16 protein-coding genes are annotated in these 17,226 nt (G+C 73.0%); 8 read left to right on the forward strand and 8 right to left on the reverse strand.

Annotated features, from left to right (window positions below; genetic code table 11):
- Nucleotides 1–68: 68 nt before the first annotated feature.
- Together CCE02nite_RS08895 and CCE02nite_RS08900 are read right to left on the reverse strand one after the other, a co-directional pair.
- Complete coding sequence (locus tag CCE02nite_RS08895) at nucleotides 69–740, reverse strand: DoxX family membrane protein (protein WP_141389299.1); 672 nt, start codon at nucleotides 738–740, stop codon at nucleotides 69–71.
- A 127-nt stretch (nucleotides 741–867) separates the two neighbouring features.
- Nucleotides 868–1,413 carry a ferritin gene (locus tag CCE02nite_RS08900; protein ID WP_087469543.1) on the reverse strand — a complete coding sequence of 182 codons (546 nt, stop codon included), beginning with the start codon at nucleotides 1,411–1,413 and terminating at the stop codon, nucleotides 868–870.
- Between the two features lie 251 nt (nucleotides 1,414–1,664).
- Between CCE02nite_RS08900 and CCE02nite_RS08905 the strand changes: the two genes are divergently transcribed.
- Together CCE02nite_RS08905 and rsrA are read left to right on the forward strand one after the other, a co-directional pair.
- Nucleotides 1,665–2,381, forward strand: coding sequence for a sigma-70 family RNA polymerase sigma factor (locus CCE02nite_RS08905; RefSeq protein ID WP_255318746.1), 717 nt, complete (start codon nucleotides 1,665–1,667; stop codon nucleotides 2,379–2,381).
- On the forward strand, nucleotides 2,378–2,713 hold the full coding sequence (gene rsrA, locus CCE02nite_RS08910; protein WP_255318747.1) for a mycothiol system anti-sigma-R factor: 336 nt from the start codon (nucleotides 2,378–2,380) through the stop codon (nucleotides 2,711–2,713). The genes CCE02nite_RS08905 and rsrA overlap by 4 nt, the downstream gene beginning before the upstream one ends.
- A 106-nt stretch (nucleotides 2,714–2,819) precedes the next feature.
- Here the strand turns inward: rsrA and CCE02nite_RS21280 are convergent, their stop codons facing one another.
- The gene (locus tag CCE02nite_RS21280) at nucleotides 2,820–2,894 is read right to left on the reverse strand and encodes a 50S ribosomal protein bL37 (protein WP_099052597.1); all 75 of its coding nucleotides are present in this window, start codon (nucleotides 2,892–2,894) and stop codon (nucleotides 2,820–2,822) included.
- Between the two features lie 190 nt (nucleotides 2,895–3,084).
- On the opposite strand from CCE02nite_RS21280, the gene CCE02nite_RS08915 reads away from it, so the two are divergent.
- The 3 genes from CCE02nite_RS08915 (at nucleotide 3,085) to CCE02nite_RS08925 (ending at nucleotide 5,481) form a co-directional block, all read left to right on the forward strand.
- The gene (locus CCE02nite_RS08915; RefSeq protein ID WP_141389300.1) at nucleotides 3,085–4,008 is read left to right on the forward strand and encodes a DUF4097 family beta strand repeat-containing protein; all 924 of its coding nucleotides are present in this window, start codon (nucleotides 3,085–3,087) and stop codon (nucleotides 4,006–4,008) included.
- Entirely contained in the window at nucleotides 4,008–4,607 is a 600-nt protein-coding gene (locus CCE02nite_RS08920) for a PadR family transcriptional regulator (protein WP_047232222.1), read from the forward strand. Before CCE02nite_RS08915 ends, CCE02nite_RS08920 begins: the two co-directional genes overlap by 1 nt.
- A gap of 70 nt (nucleotides 4,608–4,677) precedes the next feature.
- A complete protein-coding gene (locus tag CCE02nite_RS08925; protein ID WP_141389301.1) occupies nucleotides 4,678–5,481 on the forward strand; it encodes a DUF4097 family beta strand repeat-containing protein in 804 nt (267 codons plus the stop codon).
- A gap of 95 nt (nucleotides 5,482–5,576) precedes the next feature.
- Here CCE02nite_RS08925 and CCE02nite_RS08930 read toward each other — a convergent pair whose 3' ends face one another.
- Nucleotides 5,577–6,200 (reverse strand): GDSL-type esterase/lipase family protein, encoded by a 624-nt coding sequence (locus tag CCE02nite_RS08930; RefSeq protein WP_141389302.1) that lies wholly within the window; start codon nucleotides 6,198–6,200, stop codon nucleotides 5,577–5,579.
- A gap of 93 nt (nucleotides 6,201–6,293) precedes the next feature.
- Nucleotides 6,294–7,208: an aldose 1-epimerase family protein gene (locus tag CCE02nite_RS08935; RefSeq protein ID WP_141389303.1), complete on the reverse strand. Its 915-nt coding sequence runs from the start codon at nucleotides 7,206–7,208 to the stop codon at nucleotides 6,294–6,296.
- A gap of 108 nt (nucleotides 7,209–7,316) precedes the next feature.
- Between CCE02nite_RS08935 and CCE02nite_RS08940 the strand changes: the two genes are divergently transcribed.
- Nucleotides 7,317–8,312 carry an aldo/keto reductase gene (locus CCE02nite_RS08940; RefSeq protein WP_141389304.1) on the forward strand — a complete coding sequence of 332 codons (996 nt, stop codon included), beginning with the start codon at nucleotides 7,317–7,319 and terminating at the stop codon, nucleotides 8,310–8,312.
- A gap of 82 nt (nucleotides 8,313–8,394) precedes the next feature.
- Here CCE02nite_RS08940 and CCE02nite_RS08945 read toward each other — a convergent pair whose 3' ends face one another.
- The 3 genes from CCE02nite_RS08945 to CCE02nite_RS08955 form a co-directional block, all read right to left on the reverse strand.
- A complete protein-coding gene (locus CCE02nite_RS08945; protein WP_371861905.1) occupies nucleotides 8,395–12,171 on the reverse strand; it encodes a multifunctional oxoglutarate decarboxylase/oxoglutarate dehydrogenase thiamine pyrophosphate-binding subunit/dihydrolipoyllysine-residue succinyltransferase subunit in 3,777 nt (1,258 codons plus the stop codon).
- A gap of 395 nt (nucleotides 12,172–12,566) precedes the next feature.
- A complete protein-coding gene (locus CCE02nite_RS08950; RefSeq protein WP_141389306.1) occupies nucleotides 12,567–13,760 on the reverse strand; it encodes a sensor histidine kinase in 1,194 nt (397 codons plus the stop codon).
- Entirely contained in the window at nucleotides 13,757–14,560 is an 804-nt protein-coding gene (locus tag CCE02nite_RS08955; protein ID WP_240201069.1) for a response regulator transcription factor, read from the reverse strand. The genes CCE02nite_RS08950 and CCE02nite_RS08955 overlap by 4 nt, the downstream gene beginning before the upstream one ends.
- Nucleotides 14,561–14,710: 150 nt before the next feature.
- Here CCE02nite_RS08955 and CCE02nite_RS08960 point away from each other — a divergent pair, with 150 nt between their 5' ends.
- Together CCE02nite_RS08960 and CCE02nite_RS08965 are read left to right on the forward strand one after the other, a co-directional pair.
- Nucleotides 14,711–16,087, forward strand: a complete 1,377-nt coding sequence (locus CCE02nite_RS08960; RefSeq protein ID WP_141389307.1) for a hemolysin family protein — start codon at nucleotides 14,711–14,713, stop codon at nucleotides 16,085–16,087.
- Entirely contained in the window at nucleotides 16,084–17,127 is a 1,044-nt protein-coding gene (locus CCE02nite_RS08965) for a hemolysin family protein (protein ID WP_141389308.1), read from the forward strand. The genes CCE02nite_RS08960 and CCE02nite_RS08965 overlap by 4 nt, the downstream gene beginning before the upstream one ends.
- Nucleotides 17,128–17,226: the final 99 nt, after the last annotated feature.

The raw sequence follows: 17,226 nt of genomic DNA on the forward strand, positions 1-17,226 counted from the left end.
CTCCAGGCTAGTGGAGGGACCGCGCCCGACGGCGGAGGGTCCCGCCGCGCGGACGCGTCACGACCGCGTCACGCGACCTTCGCGCGGACCGCGGCCTCGGCGTCGTGCACGGCCCCCGCGGCGAGGGTCGCGGCGTGCTCCGCGGCCTCCTGGGCGGCCTTCGTGGCGCGCCGCGCCGAGCGTCCCGCCTCCTTGGCCGCCTTCTTCGCCGCTCCCCGGGCCGAGGCCGAGACCTCCTTCACGGCACCCTTCGCGCCCGCGACCACGGCCTCCTGCTTCGTCTGCTTGGCGAGCGCGAGGTCGTGCCGCGCCTTCTCGAGCCGCCACTGCACGCCCGGGCGGCCCTCGTAGTCCGCGCCCGCGATGAGCGCGGCGCCGATCGCGCCGACGTTCGCGACGAACTTCCGCGTGCGCTCGGCGCGCGTCGCCTCGCCCGAGGTGAAGGGCTGGTTGACGACCGCGAGCGGCACCGTGAGCGCGGCGAGCGTCAGGGCGGCCGTGCGGGGGGCCTTGCCGACGGCGAGGAACAGCCCGGCGACGGCCGTCGCGGCACCGTGGGCGCGCACGAGCGTCGCGACCTGCTTCTCGCTGAGCGGGGCCTCGATGCCGGCGCTCTTCTCGACGAGCTCGACGCCCGAGCGCGCGGCTCGCACGTGCTCGGCGGGCTTGAGCGCGGCCTGGAGCCCGTCGTAGACGAACCACGAGGCCAGCATGGGCCTCGCGAGGTGACGCAGCAGCATCGGTTCTCTCCTCATCGCCGGTGACTCGCCGGTGCCCGCTCCAGGCGTGCGCCGGTCGGTCCCAGCCTGCCGCGACCGCCGGGACGGCGCCACCCGCGGCCCGTGAGTCGCGCCTCACGTCGGCGCGTCAGAGCGCGCCGCCCGCGGCCTCCGGGGCGTCGGCCGACTCGCCGGCGTCGCCGATCGTCTCGCGCGCGACGAAGTTCTCGAGGTCGAACAGGTTGTCGCCCGCGCGCTGCGCGACGGTGAGCAGGGTCGTCGCGGAGGCGACCTCCTCCACCTGCTCCTTGAGGAACCACAGGAGGAACTGCTCGCCCAGGGCGTCGCCCTCCTCGCGCGCGGCGCGGAAGATCGCCTCGATCTGCGCCGTGACCTGCTTCTCCTGGTCGAGAGCGAGCCGCAGCGGCTCGACGACGTCCGCGAAGTCGTTGCGGACCGGGCCGGAGCCGGGGATCTCGACGGGCAGGTCCCGGTCGAGGTGGTACTGCACGATCATCATCGCGTGGTTGCGCTCCTCCACCGACTGCCGGTAGAAGTGCGCGGCGAGCTGCGGCAGGTCGTGCGCGTCGAACCACACGGCGATCGCGATGTACTGCTGGTGCGCGTCGAGCTCGTGCCCGACCTGCTCGCGCAGCAGGGTGAGGAAGCGGGACGGGGTCTGCGAGGTGGTCATGGCGCCACGCTAGCGACGCCGCGTGCGTCGCGCGCGCCGCGCTGCGGGGCGTCCCGGGCCGCGGGAATGTGCGAGGGCGCGCGCAGGTTGCACCACTCGTGACCGTCCTTCTCGACACCCCCGCACCCGCCGCCCGGGCCGCGTCGTCGACCCGCGAGGCCTCGACGACGGACGCGGCGTTCGCCGCCGCGTGGTCGGCACCGGTCACGTCATCGGACACCCAGACGAACAGGGGACTAGGCTCGTTGTTGATGACAGAGCGAATCTCCGGCAGCGACGTCTCCGGCAGCCCCGCGACGACGTCGGGAACGACGCCGGTCGAGGGCACGACGCTGCCCACGGACACGGACGCCGAGGACACCAACCGCGCGCCGCAGACCGAGAGCGACGCCGCGCGCGCCGCGCGGTTCGAGCAGGACGCGCTCCAGTACCTCGACCAGCTGTACTCCGCGGCGCTGCGCATGACGCGCAATCCGTCGGACGCCGAGGACCTGGTGCAGGAGACGTTCGCGAAGGCGTTCGCGGCGTTCCACCAGTACCGGCCGGGCACGAACCTCAAGGCGTGGCTGTACCGCATCCTCACGAACACGTTCATCAACACGTACCGCAAGAAGCAGCGGGAGCCGCAGCAGGCCCAGACGGACGACGTCGAGGACTGGCAGATCGCGCGCGCGGCGTCGCACACGTCGCAGGGGCTGCGGTCCGCCGAGGCGGAGGCGCTCGACCGCCTGCCGGACTCGGACGTCAAGCGCGCGCTGCAGGAGCTGCCCGAGGACCGACGCATGGTCGTGTACTACGCGGACGTCGAGGGCTTCCCGTACAAGGAGATCGCCGAGATCATGGGGACACCGATCGGCACGGTCATGTCCCGCCTGCACCGAGGCAGGCGCCAGCTGCGCGAGCTGCTGGCCGACTACGCCGTGAGGCGAGGACTGGTGGGGGCCAAGACCCCCGGAGGTGAGTCGTGAGCACGTCAGAGAGCCCGTTCCCCGGGCGCGGCCCGGTCGAGGAGCCGGTGACGCCCATCCCGCACTCGACGGCGGGCGAGTCCGAGTGCGAGCACGCGCTCACGCACCTCTACGAGTACCTCGACTCGGAGATGACGCCGGACGACGAGCTGCGCATGCGTGCGCACGTCGCGCACTGCTCGCCGTGCCTCGCCGAGCTGAGCGTCGAGGAGCTCGTCAAGCAGCTCGTACGCCGCTCGTGCCACGAGAAGGCGCCCGCGGGGCTGCGGGAGCGCATCCACACGCAGCTCACGGTCATGGTCACGACGACGACGGTCGTCGAGACCCGCTGAGGACCGTCCGCGGGGCACCTGCCCCGACGGACGGAGAACGAGAGAGGGCCCGTACCGACGTCGTCGGTACGGGCCCTCTCGTCGTCCCCCGTGGGGGCGCGCCGTCTCAGGCGTTGGGGCGCTTGCCGTGGTTCGCGGCGTTGCCCTTGCGGCTGCGACGCTTGCGTCCGCGCTTGCTCATGGTGTTCTCCTGACGATCGGGGGAGTCCCGCCGGTCCCGGCGGGTCAAGTCCGCCTCCCATCGTCCCACACGCGACCCCTTGCCAGGGTCGAGCACGCGATATATCGTGTCTTAGAACGAGATATATCGCGAGTGTCCCCGGGTGTCGCCGCCTCGGCCGCACGGGACGCGACCACGGACGGAGCCACGGATGACGCAGGAGAGCTGGACCGTCACGGGTCCGCAGGCCATCGACCTGGCACGCGTACGGACGCTCGACGCGACCGTCATCGGCGGGCGCATCGACGTGGTCGCGCACGACGACCCGACACGGACCGACACGCGCGTCGAGGTCCACTCGGTGGTCGGCCGCCCCCTGGACGTGCGCCTCGAGGGGACCGCGCTCCGGGTCGGCTACGGACCGTTCGTCGCGGGCTGGAAGGGATTCCTCGAGCGCTTCCGCACGTACACCGGCAAGGACGCGGCAGACGTGCACGTCGCCGTGCCGGCGACGACGCAGGTCAAGGTCGCGACCGTGCAGGGGGAGGCCCTCGTCGCGGGCGTGCGCGACGGCGCCCGGCTGGCGACCGTCTCCGGCTCCGTGATGACGAGCCGCACCCGCGGGGAGCTCCGCGTCGACACGGTCTCGGGCGAGGTCTCGGCGAGCGAGCACGACGGCCCGGTCCGCATGGACTCGGTGTCCGGCGGCCTCACGGCGACCGGATCGCTGCACTCGCTGCGCCTCGACTCGGTCTCGGGCTCCGTGACCGTCGACACCCGCACCACCCCGTCCGAGATCACCGTGAGCGCCGTCTCCGCCGACGTGCTCGTGCGCCTGCCCGACCCCGACGCCATGGACTACGCGATCCGCTGCGTGAGCGGAAGGCTCCTCGTGGACGGCGCCGAGCAGCGGGGGTCCGCGCGCTCGTTCCACCAGCCCGCGCGGTACGGGAGGGGCTCGCCGGTCCGGGTCTCCGCCGTCTCCGGCGACGTGACCGTCCTGCGGGGGGCTCCGGACGAGACCCCGTGGGACGGGAGTCCGGTGGAGGACGCCCCGGTGGACGCCGACGCCCCCGCGTGGGGGAGCCCGGGGACGCGGGGCGCCGCGTCCTCGGACGGGCCGGTGGACCGCTGATGGCCACCGTCTTCGCGCACGGCGAGCTCCGGCTCTACCTGCTGGCGCTCCTCGACACCGGGCCCAAGCACGGCTACGAGCTCATCACCGAGCTCTCCGAGCGCTTCGGCGGCACGTACCGGCCGAGCGCCGGGACCATCTACCCCCGCCTCGCGCGCCTCGAGGACGAGGGCCTCGTGCACCGCAGCGCCGACGGCCGCAAGACGACGTACGAGCTGACGCCCGCGGGGCGCGCGGAGATCGAGGCGCGTCGCGCCGACGTCGCCGCGCTGGAGCACGGCATCGCCGAGACGGTGCGCCAGCGCGCCGAGGCGCTGCGCGCCGACGTGCAGGGCTCGCTCAAGGGCCTGCGGGCCGAGCTCGCGGCCGCCGCGCAGACCGCGCGCGCCCGCCCGCGCGACGGCGGCCCCGACCCGCGGCGCCGCGAGTCCTACGCGTGGCGCATGGAGGCCGAGGCGCTGCTCCAGCGCTTCCGCGAGGACGTGCGCGCGGACCTGCGCCGCGCCGACGCCGCGAGCGTCGTCTCGGAGCTCACGGTCGACACCCTGCGCACCGTGCTCGACAGCGCGCGCAAGGCCGTGCGAGCGACCCTGCCCTGACCGACGATCACGAGAACCCCTCGACGAACGCATCGCCCCCCGAACCAGAGAACCGAACGAGGAGAAGCGCATGAGCACCGAGTCCTGGGTCATCAACGACCCCCAGACCGTCGACGTCGCCGACGTCCGACGCGTCGTCGTCCAGCTCACCGACGGCGCGGTCGACGTCGTCGCCGACCCCGCGCGCGAGGCCGGGGCCCACCTCTACGTCAGCGAGGTGTCCGAGCGCCCGCTCCAGGTGAGCGTGCACGACGGCGAGCTGCGCGTCGGTTACGACTTCGCCGGCGTCGAGGGCCTCGTCGAGCGGGCGAAGGGCCTGCGCGACAAGGACCGCGCCGTCGTGCGGCTGACGGTCCCCGCGCACGTGCCCGTCAAGGTGACGACCGCGCGCGCCGCCGCGAGCGTCCTCGGCACGCAGTCGGACCTGTCCGTGACGACCGCGACGGGCGCCGTGCGCGTCCAGGGCGTGTCGGGCACGGCGTCGATCAAGACGGCGACGGGCGCCGTGGACGTCGGCGAGCACGTCGGCGACGTCCACGTGAGCACCGCGTCCGGGGCCGTCACGCTCGGCGGGACGCTCGGTCGCGTGTCCGTCAACACCGTGACGAGCGGCGTCGAGGTCGTGGCGCGCGAGAGCACCCCGCTCGTCGACGCGCGCACGGTCTCCGGCGACGTGGCCGTACGCCTCGGCGCCGGGTCGCCGGTCAACCTCAAGGCCCGCAGCGTCACGGGCAAGGCCGTGCTCGACGGCGTCCGCCTCGACTCGACCGCGCAGCGCACGACGTCGGTCGACCACGTCGACCAGCCCGGCGCGGGCGGCGCGTACGTCTCGGCGAACACCGTCTCGGGCGACCTCACGGTCTCGCGCGGCTGAGCCGTCCCTCGAGGTAGAGGCCCGGTCGTGACCGGGCCTCTACCTCGTGTGACCGGGCCTCTACCTGACGTGACCAGGCCTCTACCTCGCCGGGGTCAGACCGTGTCGTCCGGCAGACCGAGCCACGCGTGCCAGCCCGTGTGCAGCACGAGCCAGGCCATGAGCCCGTATCCCGCCTGTCCCGGGAAGCCGTTACCGCTCTGCGCGAGGTCCGCGAGCCACTGCTCGTGCGTCACGAGCGGGCTGAACGTGTCCACGTACGGCACGCGGCGCCGGTTCGCGACGTCCGAGAAGGCGTGCGAGAGCTCGGCGAGCCGCTCGGCGTCGTGCGCGTGCCCCGGCGGGGGCCCGACGACGAACGTCGGCAGCCGGTGCGACTCCGCGACGTCGAGCACGTTCGCGAGGTTGAGGCGCGAACGCGCGACGGACAGCCCCGCGTCGAGGTCGTGACGACCGAGGCCGATGACGAGGCGGTTGTCCACGTCCGGCTCCGGGGCGAACCGCCGCGCGGTCTCCGCCTCCCAGCGCTGGCTGAGCGCCGTCGTCGTCTCGCCGGGGATGGCGAGCGGGAACACGTACGCCGGCTGGGGGAAGCGCGTGCGCGCGACGACGCGCCCCGCCCACCCCAGGGCCTTCGCGTCGCCGACGCCGGCGCTCAGCTCGTCGCCGACGACGCAGATCCGTACCTCTCGACTCACCGCGTCTTCCACGGGCGCCATTCTCCCCGACGCGGGCGGCGCGGGTCGAAACGGGCCCGTGGGGACGGCGTGTCCAGCCGGACATAGGGGACGGACCGCCCGCGACCGGCCCGTTCAGAGCAGCGTCGCGCCCCAGGTGACCTCGTGCGAGTCGCCCGGCTCGAGCCGCACGAGGCGCTCGCCGGTACGGAACGCGTCCGCGATGCAGCTCATGGGCTCCGCCGCGACGCCGGAGCGGCGGAACGCGACGTCCCCGACGTGGTCGCCCGTGCAGACCTGCCAGGTGTCCATCGAGCCGTCCATCCAGACGGCCGACGTGCGGCCGTCGGGAGCGGAGAGCCTCATCCAGGACAGGCCGTCGGCGTCGCGCAGCACGTCGACGTACGCGTCGTCCAGGTCGACGCCCGCGAGCAGGCGCGGCTCGCGCAGGTCGTAGCTCCCCGCAGCGGGCTCGGTGCCGGTGGGCAGGAGACGCTCGTCGGTCGTGACGCGCGTCGCGGCGTCGAGGCGGAGCGTGCACTCGTCGAGGTTCGCGCCGTCGGCGGACAACCACGGGTGGAACCCGACCCCGTACGGCGCCGTCGCGGCGCCGACGTTCGTCGTGCGGACGTGGACGCGCAGCCCCGCGTCGTCGAGCGAGTAGGTCACGCGCGTGACGAGGTCGAACGGGTAGCCGGGCGACGGCGGCAGGTGCAGCTCCAGCGTCGCGCGCGACGCGTCGTGCTCGACGACGACCCAGCGCTGCCAGCACGCGAGCCCGTGCAGCGCGGTGCCGCGGTCGGGTTCCGAGACCGGCACCTGGTACGTCGTGCCGTCCACCTCGTACGCGCCGTCGCGCAGGCGGTTGGGCCAGGGGAGCAGGACCGCGCCGTTGAACGCGGGCGCGACGTCGTTCTCCGCGAAGGGCGTGAAGACGGGCCGGCCGCCGACCGTGTACTCGCGCACGGCCGCTCCCACCTCGGTGATCGTCGCTGCGTGCTCGCCGTGGGCGATGCGGACCTGGGTCCCCGAGGGGGCATGGGTGTTCACGCTCACATACGGTACTCGGCGTGCGAGCGTGCGCGATGCGCTCTCGGCAGTCAGACTCGGTGCCCGGGTGTGTCTCCCGGCGTACCCGACGCAGCACGAGGAGGAACGATGGAACGACAGGTGCTCGGACGCACGGGACGGCTCGTCTCGGTCGTCGGACTGGGAACCTGGCAGCTCGGCGCCGACTGGGGCGACGTGAGCGAGGACGACGCGCGCGCCGTGCTCGACGCCTCCGCCGAGGCCGGCGTGACGTTCTTCGACACCGCGGACGTCTACGGCGACGGGCGCAGCGAGCAGATCATCGGCGGCTACCTCGCCGACAACCCGGGCCACGCGATCACCGTCGCGACGAAGATGGGTCGCCGCGAGGAGCAGGACGCGGACAACTACACGCTCGCCAAGTTCCGCGAGTGGACCGACCGGTCGCGCCGCAACCTGCGGACCGACCGCCTCGACCTCGTCCAGCTCCACTGCCCCCCGACGGCGGTCTACTCGCGCGACGAGGTGTACGACGGCCTCGACACTCTCGTCGCCGAGGGCGCGATCGCGAGCTACGGCGTGAGCGTCGAGACGGTCGACGAGGCGCTCACCGCCATCGCGCGTCCCGGCGTCGCGACCGTGCAGATCATCCTCAACGCCTTCCGGCTCAAGCCCCTCGACGCCGTCCTGCCCGCCGCGTCCGCGGCCGGTGTGGGCGTCATCGCGCGCGTCCCGCTGGCGTCCGGGCTGTTGTCCGGGAAGTACACGAAGGACACGACCTTCGCGGCCGACGACCACCGCACGTACAACCGCGACGGCAGCGCGTTCGACGTCGGCGAGACGTTCTCGGGCGTCGACTTCGAGACCGGCGTCCAGGCGGCGGCCGAGTTCACCACGCTCGTGCAGGACGTCGTCGGGCAGGACCTCACGCCCGCCCAGGTCGCGATCGCGTGGGTCTGGCAGCAGCCCGGCGTGTCGACCGTCATCCCCGGCGCGCGCAACGTCGAGCAGGCCCGCTCGAACGCCGCCGCGGGCGACGCGGACGTCCTCGGCCCGCTCTTCACCTCGGGGGTCCGCGAGATCTACGACGAGCACCTGCGCGCCAAGATCCACGACCGCTGGTAGTCGGCTCGTCGAGCACCGACGACGAAGGCCCCCTCCGTGCGGAGGGGGCCTTCGTCGTGTCCAGGGCCGGAGCCCGGCGACCTCAGCGGGCGAACGCCTGCTCGAGCAGCACGGCCTGCTGGGCCTGGTGCTTCTTGGCCGTCCCTGCGGCGGTCGACGCCGACGCCGGGCGGGAGACGACGCTCACGCGCGGCAGGTCCTCCGGCAGGTTGATGTGCACGAACGACCAGGCGCCCTGGTTCTCCGGCTCGTCCTGGACCCACACGACCTCGGCGCCCGGGTACTTCGCGAGCTCGGCCCGGATGCCGTCGACGTCGAGCGGGTAGAGCTGCTCGAGGCGGACGATCGCCACGCCCTCGTCGCCGCGCTTGGTGCGCTCGGCGAGGAGGTCGTAGTACACGCGGCCCGTGCACAGGAGCACGCGGTCGACCTTCGCCGGGTCGGCCGTCGCGTCCGCGATGACGGGCTGGAACGTGCCGGTCGTGAAGTCCTCGACGCTCGACGCGGCGGCCTTGAGGCGCAAGAGCTGCTTGGGCGTGAAGACGATGAGCGGACGGCGCGGGCGCGCGTACGCCTGCCGGCGCAGCAGGTGGAAGTACGACGCGGGCGTCGACGGCTGCGCGACCGTCATGTTGTCCTCGGCGGCGAGCTGGAGGAACCGCTCGATGCGCGCGGACGAGTGGTCCGGCCCCTGGCCCTCGTAGCCGTGGGGGAGGAGCATGACGACCGAGGAGTACTGGCCCCACTTCTGCTCGGCGGACGAGATGAACTCGTCGATCACCGTCTGGGCGCCGTTGACGAAGTCGCCGAACTGCGCCTCCCACAGCACGAGCGCGTCGGGACGCTCGACGGAGTAGCCGTACTCGAACCCGAGCGCGGCGTACTCCGACAGCGACGAGTCGTAGACCCAGAACTTGGCCTGGTCCGCCGACAGGTACAGCAGCGGCGTCCACTCGGCGCCGGTCTCGCGGTCGTGCAGGACGGCGTGGCGCTGCACGAACGTGCCGCGGCGCGAGTCCTGCCCGGCGAGGCGCACGGGCGTGCCCTCCGCGAGGAGCGAACCGAACGCGGCGAGCTCGCCGAAGCCCCAGTCGATGCCGCCCTCGACGGACATCTGGCGACGCTTCTCGAGGAGCTGCGCGAGCTTGGGGTGGACGGTGAAGCCCTCCGGTGGCGCGACGTGGACCTGGCCGACGCGCTCGAGGACCGAGCGGTCGATCGCCGTCTTCCAGCCGACCATCGTGCCGGCGTCCTCGAGCTGGGACTCCGGACGCTCGAGGCCGGCGACGGGCTCACGGTCCGCGGCGGGCGTGAAGCCGCCCTCCTTGGTCTCGGTGAAGACGCGCTCGAGCTGGGCCTGGTAGTCCTGGAGGACGTGCTCGGCCTCCTCGAGCGTGATGTCGCCGCGCGCGACGAGGTTCTCGGTGTAGAGCTTGCGCACCGAGCGCTTGGCCTCGATGAGGTTGTACATGAGCGGCTGCGTCATCGAGGGGTCGTCGCCCTCGTTGTGCCCGCGGCGGCGGTAGCAGATCATGTCGATGATCACGTCGCGGTCGAACTGCTCACGGAACGCGAAGGCCAGCTCCGCGACGCGCACGCACGCCTCGGGGTCGTCCCCGTTCACGTGGAAGATCGGGACCTGGTAGCCCTTGGCGACGTCGGTCGCGTAGGTCGTCGAGCGCGACGACGACGGGCCGGTCGTGAAGCCGACCTGGTTGTTGATGATGACGTGCACCGTGCCGCCCGTGCGGTACCCGCGCAGCTGGGCGAGGTTGAGCACCTCGGGCACGACGCCCTGGCCCGCGAAGGCCGCGTCGCCGTGGATGAGGATCGGCAGGACGGAGAACCCGTCGCCGCCCAGGTCGATACGGTCCTGCTTGGCGCGCACGATGCCCTCGAGCACCGGGTCGACCGCCTCGAGGTGGGACGGGTTGGCCGCGAGGTAGACCTTCGTCGTCGCCCCGCTCTCCGCGGTGAAGACGCCCTCGGTGCCGAGGTGGTACTTCACGTCACCCGAGCCCTGCACGCTCTTCGGGTCGAGGTTGCCCTCGAACTCCGCGAAGATCTGCGCGTAGCTCTTGCCCGCGATGTTGGCGAGCACGTTGAGGCGGCCACGGTGGGCCATCCCGATGCCGACCTCGTCGAGGCCGTTCTCCGCCGCCTTCGACAGGATCGCGTCGAGCAGCGGGATCACCGACTCGCCGCCCTCGAGCGAGAAGCGCTTCTGCCCGACGAACTTCGTCTGCAGGAAGGTCTCGAACGCCTCGGCCGAGTTCAGGCGGCGCAGGATGCGGAGCTGGTCCTCGCGCGGCGTGCGCGCGTACCCGGACTCGAGGCGCTCCTGGAGCCACTTGCGCTGCGTGCGGTCGGCCAGGTGCATGTACTCCACGCCGACCGTGCGGCAGTAGGAGTCGCGCAGCAGCCCGAGGATGTCGCGCAGCGAGGACTTCGTCTTGCCGCCGAAGCCCCCCGTGGGGAACGTGCGGTCCAGGTCCCACAGCGTCATGCCGTGGTTCTGGATGTCGAGGTCCCCGTGCTTGCGCTGGCGGTACGCGAGCGGGTCGGTGTCCGCCATGAGGTGCCCGCGCGAACGGTAGGAGTGGATGAGCTCCGCGATCTTCGCGGGCTTGGCCGCCTCGATCTCGGCGTCCGTCGTGTTGTCGCGGACCCAGCGCACCGGCTCGTAGGGGATGCGCAGCGCGGCGAACACGCGGTCGTAGAAGCCGTCCTCGCCGAGGAGCTTCTGCGACAGGATCCGCAGGAACTCGCCCGACTGGGCGCCCTGGATGATGCGGTGGTCGTAGGTCGACGTGATCGTCAGGACCTTCGAGATGCCCAGGCGCGCGAGGCGCTCGGTGGACGCGCCCGCGAACTCGGCGGGGTAGTCCATCGCGCCGACGCCGATGATCGTGCCCTGGCCGGCCATGAGGCGCGGGACCGAGTGCACGGTGCCGATGCCGCCCGGGTTGGTCAGCGAGATCGTCGTGCCGGCGAAGTCGTCGACGCCGAGCTTGCCGCCGCGCGCACGGCGCACGAGGTCCTCGTAGGCCGCCCAGAACTGGGCGAAGTCCATCGACTCGGCCTTCTTGATGCTCGGCACGAGGAGCTGGCGCGACCCGTCCGGCTTGGCGAGGTCGATCGCGAGACCGAAGTTGACGTGCGCCGGCTGGTTCACCGCGGGCTTGCCGTCGAGCTGCGTGTAGCTCGCGTTCATGACCGGCATGTCCGCCAGCGCCTCGACGAGCGCGAACCCGATGAGGTGCGTGAACGAGATCTTGCCCCCGCGGCCGCGCGCGAGGTGGTTGTTGATGACGATCCGGTTGTCGACCATGAGCTTGGCCGGCACCGCGCGCACCGACGTCGCCGTCGGCACCTGGATGCTGGCCTCCATGTTCGTCACGACGCGCGCTGCGGGGCCGCGGAGCTTCTGCACGTCGTCCGCGACGGTCTCCGCCTCGGCCGTCGGGGCGCCGGCGACCTTGCGGGCAGGGACCTGCGCGTACGGCGCGGTCGCGGGCTGGGCCGTCGCGACGGGGCGCGTCGCCCGGACCGCCTCGGCGGCGGCGTTGACCGCGGGGTCGGCCGGGAGCTTCGGGGGCTTGACGCGCTGCGCCGCCTCGGCGGCGGCCGAGCCGTCCGTCACGGCGGCGGGGACGGCCGGCGCGGCGGGGGCCGCCGGCGCCGCGGGGGCCCCGTTCACGGGCGTCGACGGCGCGCCGGCCGTCGTCGTGGCCTGCTCGGCACGCTCCGCCGGACGGTAGTCCTCGAAGAAGTCCCACCACGCGGGGTCCACCGCGTTCTTGTCCTGGAGGTACTGCTCGTACAGCTCGTCGACCAGCCACTCGTTCGCTCCGAACACGGAGCTTGCGTCGCTGATCGCCTCTGACTCAGCCTTCGGGGACACGCGAGGATCGCCCACTTTCACACACAGGTCGCTGTCGGTCACAGTCCGCGACCAGACGCGTGGCAGCACGCGCGAGGCGTGGCGCACGACGTCGGCACGGACTCGTCCGGATTCCGGACCACTCCAGCCTAGGCCCTCGGCGGCGGCCCAGGGGGCTGCGCGGGACGTTCGCGCGCGGCCTGTTCGCGGGTTCTTCACGCCGCGTCTGGGCCAGGCAAACATGACCCCACGCGGACCTCGTAGGACGGCAAGATCGCGGAATTCCAGGCCATCGCGAGGTATCCGGGTCACGCGGTGTGATGGATCTCACGCGGCGTCGCTCGCCGGTGACCGCGCTGTCGAGGACGGGCTCAGCGCGTGGTCGGGTCCTCGTCGCCCGGGTCACCGAGCAGGTCGGGCTCGACGGGGTGGCCGTGCGCCGGGAGCGTGACACGCATCGTCGCACCGCTGCGCGAGTCCGCGACCTCGATCCGCCCGCCGTGCAGGTCGATCGCCCACCGGACGATCGCCAGGCCGATGCCGGTCCCGCCCGTGGAGCCGCCCGTCGTCGTGTGCGTGCCCGTCGCGCTGGCCCGGGCGAAGCGCTCGAAGATGCGCTCGCGGTCCTCCTTCGCGATCCCCGGGCCCTCGTCCACGATCTCGAGCACGACGTCGTCGTCCACGGGGTACGCCTCGAGCCGGATCTCGCCTCCCTGGGGAGAGTGCCGGATCGCGTTCTGGAGGAGGTTCGTCACGACCTGGTGCAGGCGCTCGCGGTCCGCCTCGAGCACGAGGTCGGGCGGCGTGACGTCGACGACGTACCGCAGCTGCTTCCCGGCCTCCACCATCGACACGGCCTCGGCGTTCTCCTCGAGGAAGTCGCCCACGTCGATCTCGGTGATGTTGAGGGCCGCGGCGCCGGCCTCGATGCGCGACAGGTCCAGGAGGTAGGAGACCAGGCGCGTGAGGCGCTCCGTCTGCGCCAGGGCCATCTCCATGGTCGCGGGCGTCGGCTGCGTGACGCCGTCGACGACGTTCTCGAGCTGCGCCTGGAGCGCCGCGATGGGCGTCCGCAGCTCGTGCGAGACGTTCGCGATGAGCTCGCGGCGCACCTGGTCGCTCGTCGCGAGGTCCTCCGCCATGACGTTGAACGCGACGGCGAGCTGCCCCACCTCGTCGCGGCTCGTCGCCCGCACCCGCCGCGTGTAGTCGCCGTCGGCCATGGCGCGCGCCGCCGCCGTCATCTCGCGCAGCGGCGACGTCATGCCCCGCGCGAGGAGCTGGGTGAGCAGCAGCGACAGGACGATCGCGAGCGGGAACGTGCGCGACGGCCCGAGCTGGTTCTGGAGCCCGATCCACGTGATGAGGACCGCGAGCGTGACGGTCGCGGCCACGAGGACGCCGAGCTTGATCTTCAGCGAGCGGAACGAGTCGAGCGGCCGGACGTCGGGCAGGTGGGGGCGGATCGTGTGCGCACGGTGCACGCCGTTCCGCGCCGGAGCGCCCGTCGACCCGCCCGGGCCCCGGCCCGTGCCGTCGGCCGGGTCGGCAGGGGAGGAGGTCATCCGGCGGGCGGCTCGAACGCGTAGCCGACGCCGTGCACCGTGCGGATGAGGTCGGCACCGAGCTTGCGGCGCAGCGCCTTGATGTGCGAGTCGACGGTGCGCGTCCCGCTCGCGTCCGCCCAGTCCCACACCTCCGCGAGGAGGCGCTCGCGCGTGAGCACGGTCTTGGGCGAGCTCGCCAGCATGACGAGGAGCTCGAACTCGGTGGGCGTGAGGTGGACCTCCTCGCCCGCGCGGTAGACCCGGCGCTGGGCCTTGTCGATGGTCACGTCGCCGACCGTCATGGGCGGGTCGGTCGGGGCAGCGCTCGCGGCCTGCGTGGCGCGGTCGACGCGGCGCAGCAGCGCCTTGATGCGCGCGACGAGCTCGCGCATCGAGAAGGGCTTCGTCATGTAGTCGTCCGCGCCGACGCCGAGCCCGATGAGCATGTCGGTCTCGTCGTCGCGCGCGGTGAGCATGAGGATCGGCACGGGCTGCTCGGCCTGGATGCGCCGGGTCACCTCGAGGCCGTCGATGCCGGGCAGCATGACGTCGAGCACGATGACGTCCGGGCGCAGCCGCGTCGCGGCGTCGACGCCGGAGAGCCCGTCGCGCGCGACCTCGACGCGCCAGCCCTCCGCGCTCAGTCGCTGGGCGATCGCGGTCGCGATGGCCGGCTCGTCCTCGACGACGAGGACGGTCGCCGTCTGCTGCGGCGTGCCGCCGGCCAGAGGTGCCGTCGTGGGCACGGGCCCGCGGCCCGGGACGGGACCGGCGCCCGCGCCGGTCGGTGATGCGCTCGCTGCCCTCGGATCTGCCATGGGATACAGCGTGGCACACGTCGGCCCAGGTCGGCCGGATTTCGCCGTCGCCCGGCACCTGGGCGCCGCACGGCCGGGCGGCCCGGCGGGAGCGGGCGCTAGCATCGTCGGCACGATGAAGAGCACCTCCCGATATCGGTGGAGCACCTCGTGGTAGGCGACTGGGTCATGGTCGCGCTCGGGGTGCTCCTCACCGCAGGCACCGCCGTCTTCGTGGCCAGCGAGTTCTCCCTGGTCACCCTCGACCCCGCCGTCCTCCCCGCGGGCGACGACCCCGACCAGGAGGGCGACAGACGCGGCTCCCCGCCGTCGGGCCGGAAGGCCCGTGCCGACCGCCGCGACCGCAGCGTCCGGGCCGGTCTCAAGCACCTGTCGACCGAGCTGTCGTCCGCGCAGGTCGGCATCACGCTGACGACGATCCTCCTCGGCTACACGGCGCAGCCCGCGCTGCTCTCGCTGTTCGGCGCCGGGCTGGGCGCCACGGCGCTCGGGCAGGCGGCGTCCGCCGTCCTCGCCGGCGTCCTCGCCCTCCTCGTCGTGAACTTCGTCTCGATGCTCTTCGGTGAGCTCATCCCCAAGAACTTCGCCCTGAGCGCGCCCTACGCGACGGCCCGGCAGGTCGTGCCCGTGCAGCGCCAGTTCACCAAGCTGTTCCGGCCGGTGATCGCCGTGCTCAACGGGTCGGCGAACGCGATCCTGCGGCGCGTCGGCGTCGAGCCGCGCGAGGAGCTGTCGGGCGCCCGCTCGGCCTCGGAGCTCGCCGCGCTCGTGCGCCGCTCCGCCCAGGAGGGCACGCTGGACGTGTCCGTCGCGACGCTCCTCACCAACTCCATCGAGCTGGACGAGCTGAGTGCCGTCGACGTCATGACGGACCGGATGCGGATGGTCGTGGTCGACCGTGACGCGACGGCCGCGGACGTCGTCGACGCCGCTCGGCGGACCGGGCACTCCCGGTTCCCCGTCATCGGCGAGGACCGGGACGACGTCGTCGGTCTCGTCCACCTGCGCCGCGCCGTCGCCGTCCCGTACGACCGGCGCGAGGAGGTCCCGGCGGCGGCGCTCATGGTCGAGGCGCCCCGGGTCCCCGAGACCGTGCGCCTCGGCCCGCTGCTCGTCGAGCTGCGCGGGTTCGGGCTCCAGATGGCGGTCGTCGTCGACGAGTACGGCGGCACCTCCGGCGTCGTGACGCTCGAGGACGTCGTGGAGGAGCTCGTGGGCGACGTGGCGGACGAGCACGACCCCCGCCGCTCCGGCGCGGCCCGGCGTGCTGACGGCTCCTGGCTGGTCCCCGGCGTCATGCGGCCCGACGAGCTCACCGAGGTCACCGGCCTCCGGGTGCCCGAGGACGGTGCGTACGAGACGCTCGGCGGCCTCGTCATGGCGCGGCTCGGGCGCGTGCCGGAGCCCGGCGACGAGGTCGTCGCGGGTGACGCGCGCGACCGCGTCGTGCTGCGCGTGGAGGCCATGGAGGGGCGGCGGGTCGAGCGGCTCTCGGTCCGCGCGACCCCCGTGGAGGTGGAGTCGTGAGCTCGACCACCGCCCTCCTCGTCGCCGTCCTCCTGCTCGCGGGGAACGCGTTCTTCGTCGGCGCCGAGTTCGCGGTCATCTCCGCGCGCCGCTCGGCGATCGAGCCGCTCGCCGCGCAGGGGAACCGCCGGGCGCAGACCGTCCTGTGGGCGATGGAGAACGTGTCCCTCATGCTCGCGTGCGCCCAGCTCGGCGTGACGGTCTGCTCCACGGGCCTCGGCGTCGTCGCGGAGCCCGCGCTCGCGCACCTCATCGAGGACCCGCTGCACGCCCTCGGCGTGAGCACGTCGCTCGCGCACCCGATCGCGTTCGTCGTCGCCCTCGCGATCGTCGTCTACCTGCACGTGGTGCTGGGCGAGATGGTCCCCAAGAACCTCGCCGTCGCGGGGCCGGAGACGGCGGTCATGTGGTTCGGGCCCCCGCTCGTGTGGATCGGGCGGGTGCTCCGGCCGGTCATCGTCGCGCTCAACTGGCTCGCGAACCACGCCGTCCGGGCCACGGGCGTCGAGCCCAAGGACGAGGTCGCCTCGGCGTTCACCGCGGAGGAGGTCCAGTCGATCGTCGAGCACTCCCAGGCGGAGGGCGTGCTCCGGGACGAGCAGGGCCTGCTCTCGGGGGCGATCGAGTTCTCCGAGCGCACCGCGCAGGACGTCATGGTCCCGGTCGCCGACCTCGTCACGGTCACCGAGGGCTGCACGCCCGAGGAGGTCGAGCGGCTCGTCGCCAAGACCGGGTTCTCGCGGTTCGCCGTCGCCGACGCCTCGGGCGAGCTCGTGGGATACCTCCACGTCAAGGACGTGCTGTACGCGGACGAGGCGACGCGCGGTGCGCCGGTCCCGTCCTGGCGCGTGCGGGCGCTCGCGACCGCCGCGCCGGGCGACGAGGTCGAGGATGCGCTCCGGGCGATGCAGCGCTCAGGCGCGCACCTGGCGCGCGTCGACGCGCCCGAGGGCGGCGGCGCCCTCGGCGTCGTGTTCCTCGAGGACATCCTCGAGGAGCTCGTGGGGGAGGTGCGCGACGCCATGCAGCGTCGTCACTGACGAGCTCCGTCGCACCCGGCACCGGCCCTGAGCAGGGGACTTGGCATCGTCGGAGTGCTTCGTTACTGTTCCGTGATTGATCGGTCGTCGGTGGCCCGA

This window comes from Cellulosimicrobium cellulans, assembly GCF_006539945.1.
Classification (GTDB): Bacteria; Actinomycetota; Actinomycetes; order Actinomycetales; family Cellulomonadaceae; genus Cellulosimicrobium; species Cellulosimicrobium cellulans.

Excerpts from the sequence above, each read along its gene's own strand:
- CCE02nite_RS08895 (WP_141389299.1), bottom strand. The coding sequence starts at position 740 with ATGCTGCTGCGTCACCTCGCGAGGCCCATGCTGGCCTCGTGGTTCGTC.
- CCE02nite_RS08900 (WP_087469543.1), bottom strand. The coding sequence starts at position 1,413 with ATGACCACCTCGCAGACCCCGTCCCGCTTCCTCACCCTGCTGCGCGAG.
- CCE02nite_RS08905 (WP_255318746.1), top strand. The coding sequence starts at position 1,665 with ATGACAGAGCGAATCTCCGGCAGCGACGTCTCCGGCAGCCCCGCGACG.
- CCE02nite_RS08915 (WP_141389300.1), top strand. The coding sequence starts at position 3,085 with ATGACGCAGGAGAGCTGGACCGTCACGGGTCCGCAGGCCATCGACCTG.
- CCE02nite_RS08920 (WP_047232222.1), top strand. The coding sequence starts at position 4,008 with ATGGCCACCGTCTTCGCGCACGGCGAGCTCCGGCTCTACCTGCTGGCG.
- CCE02nite_RS08925 (WP_141389301.1), top strand. The coding sequence starts at position 4,678 with ATGAGCACCGAGTCCTGGGTCATCAACGACCCCCAGACCGTCGACGTC.
- CCE02nite_RS08930 (WP_141389302.1), bottom strand. The coding sequence starts at position 6,200 with ATGGCGCCCGTGGAAGACGCGGTGAGTCGAGAGGTACGGATCTGCGTC.
- CCE02nite_RS08940 (WP_141389304.1), top strand. The coding sequence starts at position 7,317 with ATGGAACGACAGGTGCTCGGACGCACGGGACGGCTCGTCTCGGTCGTC.
- CCE02nite_RS08950 (WP_141389306.1), bottom strand. The coding sequence starts at position 13,760 with ATGACCTCCTCCCCTGCCGACCCGGCCGACGGCACGGGCCGGGGCCCG.
- CCE02nite_RS08955 (WP_240201069.1), bottom strand. The coding sequence starts at position 14,560 with ATGGCAGATCCGAGGGCAGCGAGCGCATCACCGACCGGCGCGGGCGCC.